This window comes from Devosia sp. P3_B2 (assembly GCF_056402875.1).
In genome coordinates this window covers 138,176-158,014 of sequence record NZ_JBFUGO010000005.1, presented here as the reverse complement: position 1 = coordinate 158,014, position 19,839 = coordinate 138,176, and the positions used below count along the sequence as shown (strand labels likewise).

The 19,839-nt window shown below is 65.4% G+C and carries 15 protein-coding genes; 7 read left to right on the top strand and 8 right to left on the bottom strand.

What is annotated here, in order from left to right; translation table 11 throughout:
• Positions 1-51: 51 nt before the first annotated feature.
• Positions 52-654 (top strand): dihydrofolate reductase family protein, encoded by a 603-nt coding sequence (locus AC1DV8_RS09535; RefSeq protein WP_477157295.1) that lies wholly within the window; start codon positions 52-54, stop codon positions 652-654.
• 6 nt (positions 655-660) lie between these two features.
• On the opposite strand, the gene AC1DV8_RS09530 is transcribed toward AC1DV8_RS09535, so the two are convergent.
• The 3 genes from AC1DV8_RS09530 to AC1DV8_RS09520 all read right to left on the bottom strand — a co-directional run bounded on the left by AC1DV8_RS09530 (position 661) and on the right by AC1DV8_RS09520 (position 6,806).
• The gene (locus AC1DV8_RS09530; protein WP_477157294.1) at positions 661-2,529 is read right to left on the bottom strand and encodes an ABC transporter ATP-binding protein; all 1,869 of its coding nucleotides are present in this window, start codon (positions 2,527-2,529) and stop codon (positions 661-663) included.
• A gap of 204 nt (positions 2,530-2,733) precedes the next feature.
• Positions 2,734-4,602, bottom strand: a complete 1,869-nt coding sequence (locus AC1DV8_RS09525) for an ABC transporter ATP-binding protein (protein ID WP_477150232.1) — start codon at positions 4,600-4,602, stop codon at positions 2,734-2,736.
• Between the two features lie 353 nt (positions 4,603-4,955).
• Positions 4,956-6,806, bottom strand: a complete 1,851-nt coding sequence (locus AC1DV8_RS09520) for an ABC transporter ATP-binding protein (protein ID WP_477157378.1) — start codon at positions 6,804-6,806, stop codon at positions 4,956-4,958.
• A gap of 318 nt (positions 6,807-7,124) precedes the next feature.
• Here AC1DV8_RS09520 and pepN point away from each other — a divergent pair, with 318 nt between their 5' ends.
• The 4 genes from pepN (at position 7,125) to AC1DV8_RS09500 (ending at position 12,705) form a co-directional block, all read left to right on the top strand.
• On the top strand, positions 7,125-9,764 hold the full coding sequence (gene pepN / locus AC1DV8_RS09515; protein ID WP_477157293.1) for an aminopeptidase N: 2,640 nt from the start codon (positions 7,125-7,127) through the stop codon (positions 9,762-9,764).
• Positions 9,765-9,943: 179 nt separating this feature from the next.
• Positions 9,944-11,200 (top strand): sensor histidine kinase, encoded by a 1,257-nt coding sequence (locus AC1DV8_RS09510; protein WP_477157292.1) that lies wholly within the window; start codon positions 9,944-9,946, stop codon positions 11,198-11,200.
• A gap of 398 nt (positions 11,201-11,598) precedes the next feature.
• Positions 11,599-11,892 carry a hypothetical protein gene (locus tag AC1DV8_RS09505; RefSeq protein WP_477157291.1) on the top strand — a complete coding sequence of 98 codons (294 nt, stop codon included), beginning with the start codon at positions 11,599-11,601 and terminating at the stop codon, positions 11,890-11,892.
• Positions 11,893-12,198: 306 nt separating this feature from the next.
• Complete coding sequence (locus tag AC1DV8_RS09500) at positions 12,199-12,705, top strand: hypothetical protein (RefSeq protein WP_477157290.1); 507 nt, start codon at positions 12,199-12,201, stop codon at positions 12,703-12,705.
• A gap of 14 nt (positions 12,706-12,719) precedes the next feature.
• Here AC1DV8_RS09500 and AC1DV8_RS09495 read toward each other — a convergent pair whose 3' ends face one another.
• Positions 12,720-13,424 (bottom strand): helix-turn-helix transcriptional regulator, encoded by a 705-nt coding sequence (locus AC1DV8_RS09495; protein WP_477157289.1) that lies wholly within the window; start codon positions 13,422-13,424, stop codon positions 12,720-12,722.
• A gap of 71 nt (positions 13,425-13,495) precedes the next feature.
• On the opposite strand from AC1DV8_RS09495, the gene AC1DV8_RS09490 reads away from it, so the two are divergent.
• Positions 13,496-13,921, top strand: coding sequence for a VOC family protein (locus AC1DV8_RS09490; RefSeq protein WP_477157288.1), 426 nt, complete (start codon positions 13,496-13,498; stop codon positions 13,919-13,921).
• Between the two features lie 57 nt (positions 13,922-13,978).
• Here the strand turns inward: AC1DV8_RS09490 and AC1DV8_RS09485 are convergent, their stop codons facing one another.
• On the bottom strand, positions 13,979-16,747 hold the full coding sequence (locus AC1DV8_RS09485; protein ID WP_477157287.1) for a bifunctional [glutamine synthetase] adenylyltransferase/[glutamine synthetase]-adenylyl-L-tyrosine phosphorylase: 2,769 nt from the start codon (positions 16,745-16,747) through the stop codon (positions 13,979-13,981).
• Positions 16,748-16,839: 92 nt separating this feature from the next.
• On the opposite strand from AC1DV8_RS09485, the gene AC1DV8_RS09480 reads away from it, so the two are divergent.
• Entirely contained in the window at positions 16,840-17,448 is a 609-nt protein-coding gene (locus AC1DV8_RS09480; protein WP_477157286.1) for a hypothetical protein, read from the top strand.
• Here the strand turns inward: AC1DV8_RS09480 and AC1DV8_RS09475 are convergent.
• From AC1DV8_RS09475 to AC1DV8_RS09465, 3 genes are all read right to left on the bottom strand, one after another.
• Positions 17,445-17,654, bottom strand: a complete 210-nt coding sequence (locus AC1DV8_RS09475) for a hypothetical protein (RefSeq protein ID WP_477150223.1) — start codon at positions 17,652-17,654, stop codon at positions 17,445-17,447. The two genes, AC1DV8_RS09480 and AC1DV8_RS09475, sit on opposite strands and share 4 nt — an antisense overlap.
• 81 nt (positions 17,655-17,735) lie before the next feature.
• Entirely contained in the window at positions 17,736-19,145 is a 1,410-nt protein-coding gene (locus AC1DV8_RS09470) for a sensor histidine kinase (RefSeq protein ID WP_477157285.1), read from the bottom strand.
• Between the two features lie 2 nt (positions 19,146-19,147).
• Entirely contained in the window at positions 19,148-19,819 is a 672-nt protein-coding gene (locus AC1DV8_RS09465) for a winged helix-turn-helix domain-containing protein (protein ID WP_477150221.1), read from the bottom strand.
• Between the last annotated feature and the right edge of the window lie 20 nt (positions 19,820-19,839).

Here is a 19,839-nt window from a genome sequence, read left to right as displayed (position 1 = left end):
CGGGAACATAGGAGGCCAGTTCCGGCGTTCCACCGAAAAGGAGTGAAACCCATGTCTTCGAGCGTGCTCTACATGTCCATGTCCCTCGACGGCTTCATCGCCGGCCCCAACGAGCGCCCCGACAACGGCCTTGGCGACGGCGGCGACCGGCTGCACGAGTGGATATTCCCCGATGCCGAAGGCGGCGATTTCGACGCGGCCTTGGCCCGGTTGAGCGGGGTAAACCGGCAGGTCTGGGATGAGATGATGGCGACCGGCGCCGTGGTCGCCGGACGCGGCACGTTCGAGCCGGCCGGCGGTTGGAACGGCGACAATCACGGCGGGGCGCCCATCTACATCCTCAGCCGCCACGCTGCTCCCGACTGGGCAGCCAAGTGGCCGTTGGTCCACTACGTCGACGATCTCGCCTACGCCATGCGCGAGGCCAAGAAGGCTGCCGGCGGCAGGAACGTGCTGGTGCACGGCGCGAGCGTTGGCCCCATGGCGATCAAGGCCGGCTTGCTCGACGAACTGGAGATCCACCTGGTGCCGGTGCTGTTCGGCGACGGCCGGCGCCTGTTCGAGCATCTCGGCGTCGGGCAGCGCGAACTGGAACGTGTCCGGGTGCTCGAGGGCGACGGCGTCACGCACCTCCGCTACCGCATCCGGCGCTGAGGGCCCTTACTCCGCCGCCTTGAGATCCAGGAACCCGCCCGACTGCCGGGCCCACAGCGAAGCGTAGTGCCCGCCCGTCGCCAGCAGCTCGGCGTGCGTGCCCTGCTCGACGATCCGACCCTGCTCCAGCACGATCAGCCGGTCCATCTCGGCGATGGTCGAGAGCCGGTGCGCGATCGCCAGCACGGTCTTGCCGTCCATCAGCGTCTTCAGCTGACTCTGGATCGCTGCCTCGACTTCGCTGTCGAGCGCCGAGGTCGCCTCGTCGAGCACCAGGATCGGCGCATTCTTCAGCAGCACGCGGGCGATGGCGACGCGCTGGCGCTGCCCGCCGCTCAGCTTCACGCCGCGTTCCCCGACGAAGGCGTCGTAGGCGGTGCGGCCCTTCTGGTCGATCAGTTGCTCGATGAAATCGTCGGCCTCTGCCGATGCCGCCGCGGCGAACATCTCGTCGTCGGTGGCATCCGGCCGGCCATAGGTGAGGTTGGCGCGGATCGAGCGGTGCAGCAGCGAGGTGTCCTGCGTCACCACGCCGATATTGGCGCGCAGCGACTCCTGGGTGACGTGCGCGATGTCCTGCCCGTCGATGGAGATCGTGCCGCCCTGCACGTCGTAGAAGCGCAGCAGCAGGTTGACGATGGTGGATTTGCCCGCCCCGGAGCGGCCAATCAGCCCGACCCGTTCGCCCGCCTTGATCTCGAGTTGCAGGTCATCGATCACCGGCAAGGCGTTGTCGTACTTGAAGCTTACATGGTCGAACGAGATCGCAGCCTTGGTCACCACCAACGGCTTGGCATCCGGCGCATCGACCAGTCCGAGCGGCCGGGCGATCAGTTCGGCCGAGTTCTGCGCCGTGCCGTAATTGCGCATCAGGCCGTTGAGCTGGTTCATCAGCCGGCCGAGCAGGTTATAGAGCCTCAGGATCAGGCCGGTGGTGAAGGCGACGCCGCCAACGCTGATCAACCCCTCGGTCCACAGGTGCACCGATAGCGCCGCGATGCCGGCAATCGCCACGCCCGACAGCATGCCCATCGCCGTCCGGACGCCGACCAGCGTCCGCGCCAGCCTGGTCATCGCCGCAATGAAGGTCTCGAAGCCGGATTTGACGAACTTGTCGTCGGTCTCGGCAGTGCCGAACAGCTTCAGCGTCTGGATGTTGGAGAAGCTGTCGACGATGCGCCCAGTCAGCACCGAGGCCTGCTCCGCCGCTCCGGCCGAGAGTTTTCGCATGCGCGGCACGTAGTAGCGCGCCAGACCGGCGAACGCCGCAACCCACAACAGCACCGCCGCCGCCAGCCGCCAATCGAGTTGGCCGACCAGGACGATGGTGGTCACGGTGTAGATGCCGATGAACCACACCACCTGCAGCAGGCTGACCATGAAGTCGCCGACTGCGCCGCCTGACTGCCAGACCTTGCTCGCGATCGAGCCGGCGAAATCGTTCTGGAAGAAGGTCAGGTTCTGCCGGATCACATGCGCATAGGCCTGCCAGCGCACCAGGTTGTAGAAGCCGAGGTTGACTGTCTGCTCTTCTACCGTGGCCGACAGCCAGGTGATGACGAATCGGATGCCCAGCGTCACCACCAGCATCCAGACCAGTTCCGGCCCGAACCCGGCGATCAGCCCGGCCCAGCCTTCGGCCTGGTTGGAGCTATCGAGAATATCGACGATGCGGCCGACATAGTAGAACAGCGCCGCCTCGACCAGCGCCACCGCCCCGCCCAGCACCAGGAGGGCCAAGAACGGCAGCTTCGCCTGCGAGATGTAGAACCAGAAGAACCGCCACGTCACCGCAGGCGGCCGCAGATCGCCGGACTTCCCGAACGGGTCGATCCAGTTTTCGAACAGCCGGTGAATGGGTTCGAGGGGCTTCATTGATGTTCTCGTTGAACACTCAATAGCTTGAATTCAAACGAAGGAAACATGAAATCGGGGTAAGGTGCCATAGCACACTGACGGCCCCCCACCCTAGCTGCGCTAAGAACTTGGCTCGCGGCCAAGTTCAGCTTCGCTACCCTCCCCGCGAGGGGGAGGGAGAACCGGTGCAAAGAGGGGCGGACCGAAGCCCGCCCCCTGTTCTTACTCCGCGGCTTCCGCCTCGGCCTTCATATCCAGGAACCCGCCGGACTGGCGTTCCCACAGCTGGGCGTAGTGCCCGCCACGGGCCAGCAGTTCGGCATGTGTGCCCTCTTCGACGATCTGGCCCTTTTCGAGCACCACCAGCCGGTCCATCGCGGCGATGGTCGATAGGCGGTGGGCAATGGCGATCACGGTCTTGCCCGCCATCAGCGACACCAGCTGCTCCTGGATCGCCGCCTCGACTTCGCTATCGAGTGCCGAAGTCGCTTCGTCGAGCACCAGGATCGGGGCGTTCTTCAAGAGCACCCGGGCGATGGCGACGCGCTGGCGCTGCCCACCCGAGAGCTTGACGCCCCGCTCGCCGACATGGGCGTCATAGCCGGTGCGGTCGCGCGGGTCTTTCAACCCGGCAATCACGTCGGCCACCTTCGCCTGTTCGGCAGCGCGGATCATCTCCTCGTCGGTCGCACTCTGGCGGCCGTACTTGATGTTCTCGCGCACCGAGCGATGCAGCAGCGAGGTGTCCTGGCTGACGAGGCCGATCGCGGCGCGGACGCTCTCCTGCGTCACTTCGCGAACGTCCTGTCCGTCGATGCGGATGGTGCCGGCTTCCACGTCGAACAGACGCAGCAGCAGGTTCACCAGCGTCGACTTGCCGGCACCCGAACGGCCGACCAGGCCCACCTTCTCGCCCGGCTTGATGTGGAGGTTGAAGTTCTCCATCACCGTGCCTTCCTTGCCGCGCCAGTAGTTGAAGCTGACGTTGTCGAAGGCGATGTCGCCGGCCTTCACCAGCAGCTTGGGCGCCGTCGGGCTGTCGATCATGGTGATCGGCTGCGCGATGGTGTCCATCGAGTCCTTTACGGTGCCGATCTGGCGGAAGATGTTGGAGCCGATCTCGAGGATCCAGCCCGACATGTTCATGATCTGCAGTGCGAAGGGGATGGCCGTCGCCACAGCCGCGGCGTTCAGCGTGCCCTGGTTCCAGCCGGTCAGCGCGATCCAGGTGATCGACACCACAAGGCCGGCGTTCAGGATGAACAGGATCGACCACATGTAGGTGAACACCCGCATGAGCTTCCTGAACTCGACCGTGTGCTCCAGCACCGAGTCCGACACGTACTTGTCCTCGTGCCCGTCGGTCGAGAACGTCTTCAGCGTGTGGATGTTGGTGTAGCTGTCGACGATACGCCCGGTCATCACCGACTTGGCCTCCGAGAGATCCTCGGAATGCTTGGCGATCAGCGGCATGGTGACCGTGAACAGGATGCCATAGAGCAGCATCCAGACCGCGATCGGCACCAGCAGCACCCAGTCGAGCCGGGCCAGCACGACGATCGCGACAACGACGAACACCGCCGCATACCAGGCCGCGTCGATCGCCAGGTTGACCGCCGTTTCGATCGCCTCGCCCGCCTGCATGATCTTGTTGGCGATGCGGCCGGCGAAGTCGTTCTGGAAGTAAGTCCAGCTCTGCCGGATGACGTGCCAGTGGCTCTGCCAGCGGACGACGTTGACGAGGCTGGGGACGATCGCGTGGTTACGGATCATCGTATCGATGACGAAGGTGATCGGCCGGATGAGCACGACAACCGCGATCATCCAGAGGAAGGTCTGCCAGTTGAGGGTGAACATTTCGCCCGGCGGCGTTGTCGCCAGCATGCCGACGATCAGGCCGACGAAGATCGGCATCATCGCGTCGGCGATGGAGCCGATGGCGACCAGCACCATGCGCAGCGCGAACGCCGCACGGAACTGGGCAACGAAGTAAGTAATGAATTGGCGCACGCCCTGCGGGGGCTGCGGATTTTTCGCCAGCGCTACCGGAGAGTAACGGGCATTGAACCAGTCGATGACTCGGTTGAGCATTTTGAACTCATTTTCCCGAGCCCGGTATCCGACTTACTGAGTCAGGTCAGGGCTCTAACAGATTGTTTTCGCTTTAGTTTGGTCCAGCTGGCATTGGGGCCCGCGCTGAGGTCGATGAGTCCGATGAAGTTACGAGTTTCCATTTGATCCCTCCTTGGGATGGTTGAGTTGGCAGGCGAATTCTCTCAGTCGTCTCCCTCCCCCTTGCGGGGAGGGATCAAGGGTGGGGGTGGCCACACGCTCGGAGCGTCGTGCTCCCCCCACCCAGCTACGCAACGGACTTGACCAGGGCCAAGTCCTGCTCTGCTACCCTCCCCGCAAGGGGGAGGGAGATTCCGCGCGTGAGGCAAGCATCACTCAGCCGCCTCCTCCTGCACGTCCATCTCCAGGAACCCGCCCGACTGGCGAGCCCAGAGCTTGGCGTAGGTGCCGCCCAGCGCAATCAGCTCGGCGTGCGTTCCCTGCTCGACGATCTTGCCCTCGTCGATCACCACCAGCCGGTCCATCATCGCGATGGTCGAGAGGCGGTGCGCGATGGCGATCACCGTCTTGTTGCGCATCAGCAGTTGCAGCTGGCCCTGGATCGCGGCCTCGACTTCGGAGTCCAGCGCCGACGTCGCTTCGTCGAGCACCAGGATCGGCGCGTCCTTCAACAGCACCCGGGCGATGGCGATACGCTGCCGCTGCCCGCCGCTCAGCTTCACGCCGCGCTCGCCGACATGGGCGTCGTAGCCCTTGCGGCCCTTGAAATCGACCAGCCCCTCGATGAACGCATCGGCTTCGGCCAGCCGCGCCGCCGCGAGCATCTCCTCCTCGGTCGCGTCGGGGCGGCCATAGAGGATGTTCTCGCGCACCGAGCGGTGCAGCAGCGAGGTATCCTGCGTCACCACGCCGATCTGCTCGCGCAGCGTATCCTGCTGCACGGTGGCGATGTCGGTGCCGTCGATGGTGATCTTCCCGCTCTCGCGGTCGTAGAACCGCAGCAGCAGGTTGACGATGGTCGACTTACCGGCACCGGAACGACCGACGAGACCGATCTTCTCGCCAGGCGCGATCTTGAGGTCGAGGTGATCGATGACGCCGGACGCCTTGCCGTAGTGGAACCCCACATCGTCGAAACGAACGTCGCCCTTCACCGGGCCGATCGGCTTGGCGCCGGGCTGGTCGGCGACGACGCGCGGCAGCGAGATCGAGTTGATGCCATCGCGGACGATGCCGATGTTCTCGAACAGCTGCGACATCTCCCACATGACCCACTGGCTCATGCCCTGGAAGCGCAGCACCAGCGCCGTGGCGACCGCAATCGCGCCCGGCGTCATCGAGCCGTTCAGCCACTGGTTGATGCCCACCGCCATCACCGCGAACAGCAGCAGGTTGTTCATCAGCGGGATGACGATCTGCAGCAGCGCGAACATCCGCATCTGCTTGTGCACGGTGCCCATGAACTGATCCATGGCCTCATGCGCATAGGCTTCCTCACGGTGCGAATGCGAGAACAGCTTCACCGTCGCGATGTTGGTGTAGCTGTCGACGATGCGCCCGGTCATCAGCGAGCGGGCATCGGCCTGCACTTCCGCGACCTTGCCGAGGCGGGGGACGTAGTAGCGCAGCAGCGACACGTAGACGACGAGCCAGACCAGGAACGGCACGGCGAGCCACAGGTCGCTCATCGCCGCCAGCACCACGGCGCCGGCGAAATAGACGACCACGAACACCGTGACGTCGAGCAGCTTCATCACCACTTCGCGCACGGCGAGCGCGGTCTGCATCAGCTTGGCGCCGATGCGGCCCGCGAACTCGTCCTGGAAGTAGCTCATCGACTGGCGCAGCAGGTACCGGTGCGCCATCCAACGGATGCGCTGCGGCAGGTTGCCGATCAGCGTCTGGTGGATGATCAGCGTGTCGAAGATCTGCAGCGACGGCAGCACCAGCAACAGCAGCACCGTCATCAGGGCGAGCTTCCACCCCTCGGTCTGGAGGAAGGTGGCGCGATCGGCCGTGCCGAGCCAATCGATGATCGAGCCCATGAAGCTGAACAGCAGAATCTCGCCCAGCGCGACGCCCGCGCCGAGCACGGCCATGGCGATCAGCCAGCGCTTGGCGCCCTTGCAGTAATGCAGGCAGAACGCGACGAGGCCCTTTGGCGGCTGCACGGGTTCGCCCAGCGGATAGGGATTGAGCCGATCCTCGAACCACTTGAACACTTTGTCGAACACGACCGTCTCCCTCTTAGTCAGGATGGCGGCACGGCTACGGCCTCAACATAGGTTGAGGTCAAGCGGCTCTTGCCCATCCGAGGGCTTTACCCTCTTCTGTATTCTGGATTACGCACGCGTCGCGCCAATAGCGTGACGGAGGTGCGTGCTGGCGGGCCAGCCAGGCGCCAATCCCAATACTGCCGAAATCGGCAAGGATCGTGTCCAAATGGCTGGTTGTCAGCCGCACAGAATACACTAACCATGGGATTCGGCTGTTGCGCCTGCGCCACAGTTGGTTAACGAGTTGATGTTGCGGAGAATTTAATGCGCGGCGAGAACGAAGAGACGGTCTTTCTCAAGGATTATGCCGAGACGCCCTACGCGATCGAGAAGGTCGAGCTGGATGTCCAGATCGCGCCGGAGACCTCGGTCATCCGGGCGATGCTGACGCTGGTGCCGCGGGCCAATACCGCGCCGGGCACGCCGCTGGTGCTCGATGGCGAGGAGCTGACGCTGCGCAGCGTCGCCATCGACGGGCTGCCGCAGGCGCTCACCGCTTACGAGGCGACGGCCACCGGCCTCACCATTCACCAGCCGCCGACCAAGCGCTTCGTGCTCGAGACCGAAGTGGCGGTCGAGCCGGAAAAGAACATCCGCCTGATGGGGTTCTATCGCTCCAACGGCACCTGGTGCACGCAGTGCGAGCCCGAGGGCTTCCGCCGCATCACCTACTATCTCGATCGTCCCGACGTGCTGGCGCCGTTCAAGGTGCGGATGACCGCCGACCAGGTGCTGGCGCCGATCCTCCTCTCCAACGGCAACCTGGTCGAGAAAGGCGCCCTGCCCGACGGCAAGCATTTCGCCGTGTGGGAAGATCCGTTCCCGAAGCCGGCCTACCTGTTCGCAATGGTCGCCGGCGATCTCGGCTCGATCCATGACAGCTTCACGACCTCGTCGGGTCGCGAGGTGACACTCGGCATCTACTGCACGCATGGCAAGGAGAACGAGTGCCTTTACGCCATGGACTCGCTGAAGCGTTCCATGGCCTGGGACGAGCGCCGCTTCGGCCGCGAATACGACCTCGACGTGTTCAACATCGTCGCCGTCAGCGATTTCAACTTCGGCGCGATGGAGAACAAGGGCCTCAACATCTTCAACGACAAGCTGGTGTTCGCCAAGCCCGAGAGCGCCACCGACGCTGACTACATCAATATCGAGAGCGTCATCGCGCACGAGTATTTCCACAATTGGACCGGCGACAGAATCACTTGCCGCGACTGGTTCCAGCTCTGCCTCAAGGAAGGCCTGACGGTTTACCGCGATCAGGAATTCTCGATGGACGAGCGTTCGCGCCCGGTGAACCGCATCGACGACGTGCGCCAGCTGCGCCAGACGCAGTTCCCCGAGGATGGCGGCCCGCTGGCCCATCCGCCGCGGCCGGATCGCTACAAGGAGATCAACAACTTCTATACGGCGACCATCTACGAGAAGGGCGCCGAGATCGTCCGCATGCTGGCGACGCTGCTCGGCGAGGCCGGCTTCCGCAAGGGGATGGACCTCTATTTCGAGCGCCATGACGGCGAGGCGACAACCATCGAAGCCTTCATCAAGGTGTTCGAGGACTCCTCTGGCCAGAACCTGCAGCACTTCCAGCAGTGGTACCTGCAGGCCGGCACCCCTGAGGTCACCGTCACCGACCGGTTCGACCAGGCGACGCAGACCTACACGCTCGACATCGTGCAGGAGAACAAGCCGACCCCGGGCCAGGACAACAAGCAACCCATGGTGTTGCCGATCAAGTTCGGCCTCATCGGCCCCAACGGCAGCCCGATGAGCTGGGCTTCGGTCTCCGGCGGCGAAGTGCGCGACGACCTGATCGTCATGGACACCAACAAGATCAGCGTCAGCTTCACCGGCATCCCCAACCGGCCGGTGCCGTCACTGTTCCGCGGCTTCTCCGCCCCGGTGACGCTCAACAGCAATGCCAGCGAGGCGGACCAGCTGTTCCTCGCGCGGCACGATGCCGATCCGTTCAACCGCTGGCAGGCGCTGCAGGACGTCTCGATGCGCCTCCTCGTCGCTGCCGTCGGCGGCATGGCGTGGAGCGACGCGCAGGTTACGGCCATCGCCGATGCGCTCGAGGAAACGCTGGCCTCGAAGGAACTCGACCCGGCCTATAAGGCGCTGGCGCTCGTCCTGCCCAACGAGCAGACCATCGCCCGCGAGATCGGCCACGATGTCGATCCCGACCGCATCCACGAAGTGCGGACGGGCCTAGTGACGGCACTGGTCGCCCGCCTCGCCCCGACGCTGGAGAAGGTCTACCTCACTAATGACGGCCGCCTCGCCTACTCGCCGGATTTCCAGCAGACCGGCCGCCGTTCGATGAAGAACACGGCGCTCGGCCTGCTCGTCCTGGGCAAGGCCACCGGCGCCGACCAGCTGGCGCGCGAGCAGTACGAGCGGGCGCTCAACATGACCGACCGGCTGTCGGCGCTCTCCACCGTCGTCCAGTCATGGACGCCGGACGCCGATGCACTGCTGTCGGATTTCTACCGGCAGTTCACCGCCGATCCGCTGGTGCTCGACAAGTGGCTGTCGCTCAACGCGCTCGCCTCCGACGACGCTGCGCTCACCCGCATCAAGGCGATCCTTGCCTCGCCGGATTTCCCGCAGAACAACCCCAACCGGCTGCGGGCACTGATGGCGACGTTCGGCATGAACAACCCGACGCAGTTCGCCCGCAAGGACGGCGCCGGTTTCCGCTTCCTCGCCGAGTTCGTGGGCGACGTCGACAAGCGCAACCCGCAGGTCGCGGCGCGCGTGCTTACGGCTTTCCGCGTATGGCGCAGCTACGAATCCGTACGTCGAAGCGAAGCCGAGAAAGCGCTGAAATCGCTTCAGGAATCCGGCACCCTCAGCCGCAACACCGCCGATATCCTCGAGCGGACCCTGGCTGGTTAACAGAACCTTAGCGCTAGAAGAATTTTTCTTCGGCGCTAAGTGATTCAGCCGACTCACGATTTTGCGCTTCGCCGCCACCCCGTTCAGGAACCCCTCTGGACAGTGACGGCGAAGCGGATTCAAAGTCCCCCTACGGGGCAAATCACTGGGTCGTCCCAATCACATAGACGGAGAACTTGATGCGGCCGACGGAGCAATCCGGCGACGAGGCGAAGCGATTCCGTGCGCCTGACGGTGTGGTACGAAGCAGTTGGCTGCGTCGCACCGCCATCGGCGTGCTGGAGTGGTTGCTCACCCGTTTGACTGGTCGCACCGCGACCAGCGGCTACGCTGCATTGATCGAAACGCTGCCCTTCGGCGTCGCCTGCTGGGGTGCCGATGCGCGGCTCATCGCCAGCAATGGCCGCTTCGCCGAGCGGCTCGGCGTGGCGCACGACGCGCTCCCCTCCGGCTCCGCCTACCACGAAGTGGTCAAGAGCCTCGCCCAGGGCGGCTACATGCAATCGGTCCGCGAGGACTGGGAGAACCGACTGCTCGAACTCCACCGCGAGGACGGCTCCACCCTCCTCATTGAGGAGCGCCCGCTCGAAGGCTCGGGCTTCGTCACGCTGGTGATGGACGTCACCGAGAGCCGCCGCACCAACCAGTTGCTCACCTCGATCCGTGAAGAGCAGCGCCTGCTGGCCCGCCGCTACCACGAGGAAAAGCTCCGCGCCGAAGCCGCCAGCCGCTCCAAGACCAGCTTCCTCGCTCATCTCAGCCACGACATCCGCACCCCGCTCAACCACATCATCGGCTTCGCGGACATGTTGCGCCAGCAGCCCTACGGGCCGCTCGGCGACCCCAAATACGTGAGCTATGTCGAGGCCGTGAAAAGCTCCGGCGAACGCCTGCTCGGCTTCTTCGGCTCGATCCTCGAACTCGCCGAACTCGAAGGCGGCCGCCGCGAGCTGAAGTCCGACCGCTTCACCGCCGACGAACTGCTGGTCGGCGTATTCCGCCGCTTTGCCAGCCAGGCGCAGCAGGCGGGCGTCACCTTCGGCCTCGGCGGCCCCTGCACCGCGCTCCTCACCGCCGACCGCTTCGCGATCGAACGCATGATGTCCAACCTCGTCGAAAACGCCGTCCGCTTCACCCCGCGCGGTGGCAAAGTCACCCTTGCCGCCTACGCCGCCGCCGACGGCGTCGTCCTCGAAATCACCGACACAGGCATCGGCATGACCACCGAACGACTGGACACCCTGTCGCAGCCGTTCGTCTTCGGCGACGCCGCGCTGACGCGGGACCGCGAAGGCGCGGGGCTGGGGATTGCGATTGCGCGGGCGATAGCGGAGCTCAGCGGTGGCCACCTCGCCATCGACAGCCGGCAGGGGCTGGGCACAACCGTAGCGGTGAGCTTGCCGCTGCTGGCCGAGGAAGGCGCGAAGGCGGCTTAAGCGTCAGCGACACGCCTGAAGGTGTGGTTCGCCCCCGTGATCACTTTATCTCTCGCCTGTTGCGATAGGGCATAAGTCGGCGCACAGTACAATTTGGCTAAAATGTAGCCATGCCAGCGTATGACGCCCGGGGTTAGGGTGTTCAACTATTGAGTATGTCTTGTTAGTGCGTCTCCTATTCGGGGAATGGCTCGCTGCGCCTGCGAGAGCGTCTGTGTACCCTCTATCTGCAGAGCATATTGCCCAGATTTTTTCTCTCATCCCAACCGACTCGGCCGTCCTGCATTGGCGGAACGTGCGTGATTCTGCACCGCGTTCTGCTTTCGGTCACTGCCAGAGGTGGCTGACTGCTTGCGGTGTGGGTGGATCGGCTCTGGCGACGAGCAAGGAGAGAAATCATGCGTGGATACACTATGCTTATGGCCGCGGCGGCTACGATCACGTTGCTCGGCGGAGGCCTCGCGATCGGCACCGGCAGCGCCCTGGCGTCGGGATCGTCGGCCGCGTGCGAGGCCGACGGAGGGACCTACACCAAGAACGGTCCCGACTCGACCTGTACGTACCCCGTGACCACCAAGGACGTTAAGGGAAACGCCAACGGCACGGCGACGCAGGATACGACGACCGGGCAAGGTAACCTCGGCAACGACCCCGTTACCACCTGCACAGGCAACCCGGGCCACTGCAAGTGATGTAGCGGGTGCATCCCGCCTGGTGCCGCATCCTCGATGCGGCACCTCCCTCGATGCTGGCGGAGGAAAATGCGAACGCCGCCTAGGGGCGTCCTTACCGCATAGGTTAGTTCCCACCGCGATCTCCGCCTGCAAGATCGGCAGCAATACAAATTCTCGAAGATTTGGTCGCGCGTATTCTGCGATTGTTTGGTGTGCTTTGCGTCGAGGACGAAGTCATTTCCAACGCTGGTCGACATGACCGACGGATAACCGTTAGGATAGTGGAACAGGGCACTGCCGTATTGTCTGCATTTGGAGACTATTATGAGCCCAACTCACACCCTGCTTGCGGCCATCGCCATGACCTGCGCCGGCCTTGGGGCCGCCATGGCCCAGGAGGCACCTCCTCCGTCATGGCTGGCGGGCGGAACCTGCACCCTGCGATCGCCCGTCACCCCGCAGCAGCCGAAGTTCCTGCTGACCGTCTTCAGTTCGCTCAATGGTGAAAACCTGCGGCAGCTGACGCCCCGGCTGCAGGTCACCGCCGCCGATGCCAGCATCCCCGCAGCGGCCTCGCTCAAGGGCCTCACACTCGACATCCAGCCGGCGCAGTGGACCGAGCTCAGCGGCAAGGTCGAGATTGTCGACGGGTTGAGCATGGTAACGGTCGCCCCGAAGGTAGCGCCGGCGGAGCTCGTTGGCCCGATCAAGCTGGCCCGCACACTGGTCCTGACCTTGCCGGACAACGCCGGCCAGCTCGCCGTCGACCTCTCCGGTTCACACGAGGCCAGCGGCCCGCTGGAGGAGTGCATCGCGGCGCTGCCGAAGTAGCGGCATCGGCAAGATCAGGCGGTTGCCGGCCCTGTTTCGCGTGCCCGCAACTCCGTCAGGTAGTCCCGCAGCAACGCCGCGCGCCGTGGCCGAAAGCTGGTCCCCGCCATCCGCAGCTCCGTGATCCGGTCCGACCGGAACATGCGGAACGCCTCGCGCAGGCAGCACCACGCGAGCACAGTCAGCGTCCGGTCCGTGTAGACGACAGCCAGCGGCAGGATGGTGCGTTCCGTCACGGCGTGGCCCTTATCGGCATAGCGGATGGTCAGGGCTTGTTCGCGCCAGCAGGCCTGCCGGATCAGGTTCATGTCGAGGGCCGAGGCATGGCGCACCTCGGGGCGATAGACCTGCGAGATTGCGTGGAACAGATGCTGCTCGCCGTCATCGGGTAGCGTCGCCGCGACCTTGGCCAGCACCGCGGTGGCGGCCTTCGCCAGGTCCGGATCGCCCATCAGCTTCACCTGCGCCAGGCCCAATGCCAGCGCCTCGATTTCCGCCCGATCGAAGGTCTGCGGCGGCAGCGCATAGTCCTCGATCAGCCGATAGCCATAGCCCCGCTCGCCCTCGATCCGGGCGCCGCCTGCCCGCAGGCTGTCGATATCGCGATAGAGCGAGCGCAGCGATACGCCCATCTCGTCGGCGAGACGGGTCGCGGTGATCGGCGCGGGCATGACGCGCATCGCCTGCAGGAGCCGGAAAAGCCGGTCGGGTCGGGCCATCATCCAACTGACAGAAAGTGGCAGTTGCCGTGGCGTATAGCAGCTTCAGGCCAAACACAGAAGGAGCCACCATGACCATCAATGCCACGACCCACCTTAACTTCCGAGGCGATGCCCGCGCCGCGCTGGCGTTCTACCACTCCGTCTTCGGTGGCGATCAGGCACTGATCACCTACAGGGATGCAGGAGCGGTACAGAACCCGGCAGAGGCCGATCAGGTGATGTGGGGCCAGGTCGCCGCCGAGAGCGGCTTCCGCATCATGGCCTACGACGTGCCGTCGCGCCTGTCGTGGAACCCGGGCGAAATCCCGTTCTTCGTCTCGATCCGCGGCGACGGCGCCGACGAGATCAGCCGCTACTGGGAAAAGCTCTCCGACGGCGCCACCATCTTCCAGCAACTCGCCCCCGCCGGCTGGTCGCCGCTCTACGGCATGCTCAAGGACCGCTTCGGCGTTACCTGGGTGCTGGACGTGGAGGTCGCATACACCGCGGCATGATTGTGGGCGCGGGCACGGGAGGCCACTCCCCTGCCCGCTACCCGGCACCCGTGAGGGCTACATCCGCTCGGCCCGAGCGTACCAACCTTCAGCCGCCGCGCTTACCTCAGCCTCCATCTCGCGCACATCGGCCGCCAGGCGCTCGAAGTTCGGCGTGTTCGTTCGCTGCGCCAGCAGTTCGCGGAAGGCTTCGGTCCAGCCCTCGTCCTTGAACGGGTCGGCCAGCGCGGCGCTCATCACCTGCAACACGGTCGAATAGAGTTCGAGGATCTCGGCCAGCCGCAGCCCTGCGGGGACCAGCCCAGTCTCGGCCAGCCGTCGCAGCACCACGCCGGTGGTGGCCTGGGGTGTCGCGACGGTGTCCCCCGCCACCAGTTGGGCCGATTGGGCGATGAACTCGAGGTCGACCAGTCCGCCCGGCGCCAGCTTCAGGTCGAAGGCGTGCCGCGGCGGCCGTTCCTTGCTCATCAGCGCCCGCATCGCCAGCACATCGTCGATGGTCTTTGCCACCTCCCGCGGCCGCGACAGGATTTCCGCCACCGTCGCATCCACTTTGGCGCCGAGTTCGCCGTCGGCGTAGACCACGCGCGCCCGGCTCAGCGCCAGGTGCTCCCAGGTCCAGGCGCTCTCGTGGTGATACTGGATGAAGCCGGCGAGGCTGGTGGCCAGCGGGCCGGCATTGCCCGAGGGCCGCAGCCGCATGTCGGCCTCGTAGAGCACGCCCTCTGAGGTCGGGGCGCTCAGCGCCGCCAGCAGCCGCTGCGTCAGCCGGGCGTAATACTGGCTCGCCGCCAGCGGCTTTTCGCCGTTCGATTCCTCGCCGCTCGCGTCATAGAGCATGATGAAATCGAGGTCGGAGCGTGCCGTCATCTCGCGGCTCGCCATCTTGCCGAAGGCCAGTAATGCCACCCGCGCCCCGGGCACCACGCCGTGGCGCTTTTCGAACTCGCGCCGCACTGCGTCGAACAGCCGGGTCAGCAGCGCTTCGGCGAGCGTCGTGAACTGCTCCCCTGCCCGCGCCGCATCCATCGAGCCGGCGAGCAGCCCCGCCGCGATCAGGAACATCTGCTCCTGCCCGATGATGCGGGCGCGATCGATCACGTCCTGGTAGTCGCGCGCGTCGGCGAAGAACGCCTCGATCTTGGCCAGCAGCGTCTCGCGCCGCCGCACGTCGTCGGCGAAGGCCGGATCGATCAGCCCGTCCATCACATGCGCGCGGTGGATCACGGCGTCGGCCATGCGCGGCGCCGAGGCCATCAGCGCGACGAGGAGGCTGCGGAGGTTCTCGTGGTTGCGCAGCAGCGCGAAGAGCTGCACGCCAGAGGGCAACCGGGACAGGAAGTTGTCGAAGCGCCCCAGCGCCTCATCCGGGTTGCCGGCGCCCGAAATGGTCGAGAGCAGCGCCGGCAGCAGCTCGGTCAGATGCGCCCGGGCGGCCGACGCGCGGGTCGCGGCGTAGCTGCCATAGTGCCACTTCTTCACCGTCTCGATGGCTTTGGAGGGCTGCTTGAAGCCCATCCCCGACAGTGTCTCGATGGTCTCCGGGTCGTCGTCCGAGCCGGTGAACACCAGGTTGCCGCCACCCGCCGCAAGGCTCTCGCCCTCGGCGAACAGGTCCGAGTAGTAGCCCACAACCTGATTCAACGCCGCCCGGTAAACCGTTTCGAACGCTGGCAGATCCTTCTCGCCCATCAGCGTGCCGATCACCGCGATGTCGGCCTCCGCTTCGGGCATCACGTGGGTCTGCTCGTCGCGCAGCATCTGCAGCCGGTTCTCTACCGCGCGCAGGAACCAGTAGATGCGGGTGAGGTCAGTGGCCGCCCGCTTCGAGATCCAGTTCACTGCCGCCAACGCCTTGAGCGCCTCGGCAGTCGGCCGCACCCTGAGCGTCTGGTCGCGCCCGCCGGCGATCAGTTGCTGCGTCTGGGTGAAGAACTCGATCTCGCGGATGCCGCCCAGCCCGAGCTTGACGTTGTGCCCGGCCACGCGCGCATCGCCGACATTCTTGGTGATGTTGATCTGGCGCTTCATCGCCTGGATGTCGGCGATGGTCGCGAAGTCGAGGTGCTTGCGCCACACGTACGGCGCGAGGTCCTTCAAGAACCGCTCTCCAACCGCCCTATCCCCAGCGCAGGGCCGCGCCTTGATCCAGGCCGCCCGCTCCCAGTTCTGCCCACGGCTCTCGTAATAGGCGAGCGCGGCCTCGGTCGGCAGCGCAACCGGCGTCGCGCCGGGGTCGGGCCGCAGCCGAAGGTCGGTGCGGAACACGTAGCCATGCGTGGTGCGGTCCTGCATCAACGAGGCAAGCCGCTGAACAATACGCGTGAAGAACTTCGTCTCCTCGCCCCGCTCCGTCACCGCGCCCTTCTCGGGATCGAAGAACGCCACGATATCGATGTCGCTCGAATAGTTGAGCTCGCGCCCGCCGTGCTTGCCGAGCGCGAACAGCGCCAGCCCGCAGTTCGCTGCCGTCGCTTCGGTCAGCCCGCGCGCCGCCGCCAGTCGCAGCAGCACCTCGAGTCCCGCATCGAGTGCAGCATCGGCGAGGTCGGACAGCGCCGCTGTCGATTGCGCCGTGGTCCAGCGCCCCTCGACCTCGGACACTGCGGCCAGCAGCGCCACGCGCCCCTTGGCGATGCGCAATTCCCGGCCGATTTCGTCCTCGGTAGCGGCCGATTGCCCGGCCTTCGTCACCTGATCGAGCACCGCCGCCAACGCGACGTCTGGCGACAGTTTCCGCGCCGCGGCGAACCAGTCGGCGTGGCGTTCGGCGAGATCCCTAAGGTAGGGGGCGGACGACAGCAGGGTTTCGAGCGCGACTTTCATCCCCGTTCGATATCAAGCCCCGCCCAAATGTCACTGGATTTCGCCATCGGCATCGCTATGTTCCCGCGCCAGCGAAATCCCATGAGCTCCCGATGTCCCGCAAGCTTGCCGCCCTCGTCGCCGCCCTCACCCTGAGTGTCGTCCCCGCTTCCGCCGCCTCCCTGGGTGGCATGGGCGAAGCGATCTTCGGCAACAGCTTCAACTTCGCCAAGGCCAATCTCGAGAAGCCGCCGGTGAAGGCAATCGGCGTGGGCAAGCTGACTGTTCAGCTGCAGCGCACCAAGCTCAAGGATGTGCAGAAGGCCTTCGGCGGCACCATCCAGCATGAGGGTGACGGCGCCGGCCGCGCCGATTGGCTCTGCTATGGCACCGAGGGCGCCAATGTGTGGTTCATCTCGAACGCGCTGGGCGGCTTCGAGTTCGTCATGATGGTCGCCGCGGAAGCGGCAAAGAAGCCCGCCGCCGGCTGCGACGCCGCCCCCGCCGGCTTCGCGGTCCCCGCGTTCGGCATTCCCGGCCTCGGCGCCTCGACCGCCGACCTCAAGGCAACGTTCGGCGCCGCCTCAGGCGGCAAGATCGCCTACCGCGCCGACCGCCCGGGCGGCTACTCCGATATCGCGCAGTACATCGGCTACGTGCTGAAGAGCGGCAAAGTCGCCGGCATCGGCATCGGCGAGACCTCGGTACAGACGGCGCATTAGCCGCCGAGCAGCGCCTGGAACTGCCAGTCGGGAAACATCTTGGACAGCTTGCCGACCGTGCGGAAGGTCGTGCGGACAAGCGTGATCCTGCGATCCGGCCTCAGGCTGACGAGTTGTGGGATATGTACCCGCTCGACCGATGCCTGGTCGAACATGGACAGCCGGTGAAAATCGGTTGCCGGCAGATGGACTATGAACGTGGTCATAGCCGCCTCATGCCACGGTGCCGGTCTCCATTTGCTTACGCGCCGCCAGCAATTTGCGCATAGTTTCGCAGCGCGGGCGCATTAGGCCGGCAGATCAATCACTGCCCGCACACCCGGGGCGTTGTCCTCCAGCCGGAGCTCGCCCTTGTGCAGTTGCGCCACTGCCGCCACCAGCGACAACCCCAATCCGGATCCCGCCTCGGTCCGGCTTTTTTCCAGCCGCACGAAGCGCTCGACCACCCGGCCCCGGTCCTCGGCAGCGATACCCGGCCCGTTGTCGGCCACCTCGATGCGCACCCTGCCCGGCTCGCGCTTGAGGCTCACCTTGATCAGCCCGGCCTTGCCCTCTTCCGGCTCGTAGTATTTCAGCGCGTTCTCGATCAGGTTGACCAGCGCCTGCCCCAGCAGCTCGCGGTTGCCGTTGATCTTCACTCCGTCCGGAATGTCGGTCTCCAGGGTCAGCCCCTCTTCCTCAGCGAGAGGCCCGTAGAGCTCGGCGACGTCCACCAAAACGGCGCTCAGGTCGATCTCGCTCAGCGCCCCCGAGGGCGTTCCCGCCTCGGCGCGGGCGATCATCAGCAGCGCGTTGAAGGTCTTGATGAGCTTGTCGCTCTCCTCGATCGTGGTCTCGAGCGCTTCCTTGCGCGTCTCCTCGCCCTGCCCCTCGCGCAGCGCCGACTCCGCCTTGTTGCGCAGCCGAGTCAGCGGCGTCTTCAGGTCGTGGGCCACGTTGTCCGTCACCTCCTTCATCCCCTGCATCAGCTGTTCGATGCGGTCGAGCATGAGGTTGAGGTTGGTGGCGAGCGCGTCGAACTCGTCGTTGCGCTTGGTCACCGGCACGCGCTCACTGAGGTTGCCGGACATGATCTTGTTGGAGGTCGAGGAGATGGTGTCGATGCGGCGCAGCACGCGCACTGCGGTCACGACGCCGGCCACCAGCGAGAACAGCAGGATGCCGCCGGCGCCGACCGCGAACCATTGCAGCACGATGGCGGTGAACCCGCGCCGCTCTACCACGTCGCGCCCGACCACGAGGATCAGCCCGCTGGTCAGCTTCTCGGAGCGCACCATGGCGTAGCCCTGGCGCTGCGGCGATGCGGCGTCCTCGGCATCCGGATCGTCGAACGGCCGGGGCTTGGAATAGTTGAAGCTGTAGGTGCCGGGCTCGGCCAGCACTTCGGGGGGCAGGTCGGTGACATTGCCGACGATCAGCTGCCCTGAGGGGTCGGCGAGGAAGTAGATCCCCGGCCCGGGCTGGCTGGCCAGCCGCTGCACGGCGACGATGGTGCCCCGGAAACCCGCTTCGCTGTCGAGGCGCTTGAACTGGCCCACCTCGCGATCGATCGCGTCGGTCTGCTGGCGCTGCAGCTGCACCGAGGTCTGCCAGGTGATCAGCCCCAGCAGCACCACCGCGAAGATCACGAAGATCAGCATGAACAGCGCGGTGAGGCGCACGGTGGTCGTGCGCCAGAGCTGGGCGAGCCTGAACATCGTCAGTCGCGGATCATGTAACCCGCGCCGCGGATGGTGTGCAGCAGCGGGTTGGCGTGGCCCTTGTCGATCTTGGCGCGCAGCCGCGACATGTGCACGTCGATGACATTGGTCTGGGGGTCGAAGTGATAGTCCCAGACATTCTCCAGCAGCATGGTGCGGGTCACCACCTTGCCGGCATTCTTCATCAGGTATTCGAGGAGCCGGAACTCGCGCGGCTGCAGCAGGATCTGCTCGCCGTCGCGCTCCACCTTGCGGCTCAACCGATCGAGCGCCAGCCCGCCGACCTCGAAGCTCGTCGCCGCCTCGGCCGGCGACGAACGCCGTGCCAGGACTTCGATGCGCGCCAGCAGTTCAGTGAAGGCGTAAGGCTTGACCAGATAGTCGTCGCCCCCGGCGCGCAGCCCGGTCACCCGGTCGTCCACCTCGCCCAGCGCCGACAGGATCAGGACCGGCGTCTGGTTGTCCTCGGCGCGCAAGCTTTCGATGATCGACAGCCCGTCGCGGCGCGGCAGCATGCGATCGACCACCAGCACGTCGTAGTCCATCGACGACGCCATGGCGTAGCCGGTTTCGCCGTCGCTGGCGTGGTGGGCGATATGGCCCGCCTCGTCGAGCGCCTGGATCAGGTAGCTCGCCGCCTCGCGGTCGTCTTCGATCAGCAGAATCTTCATGTCGCTAGCCCTGCGCTATT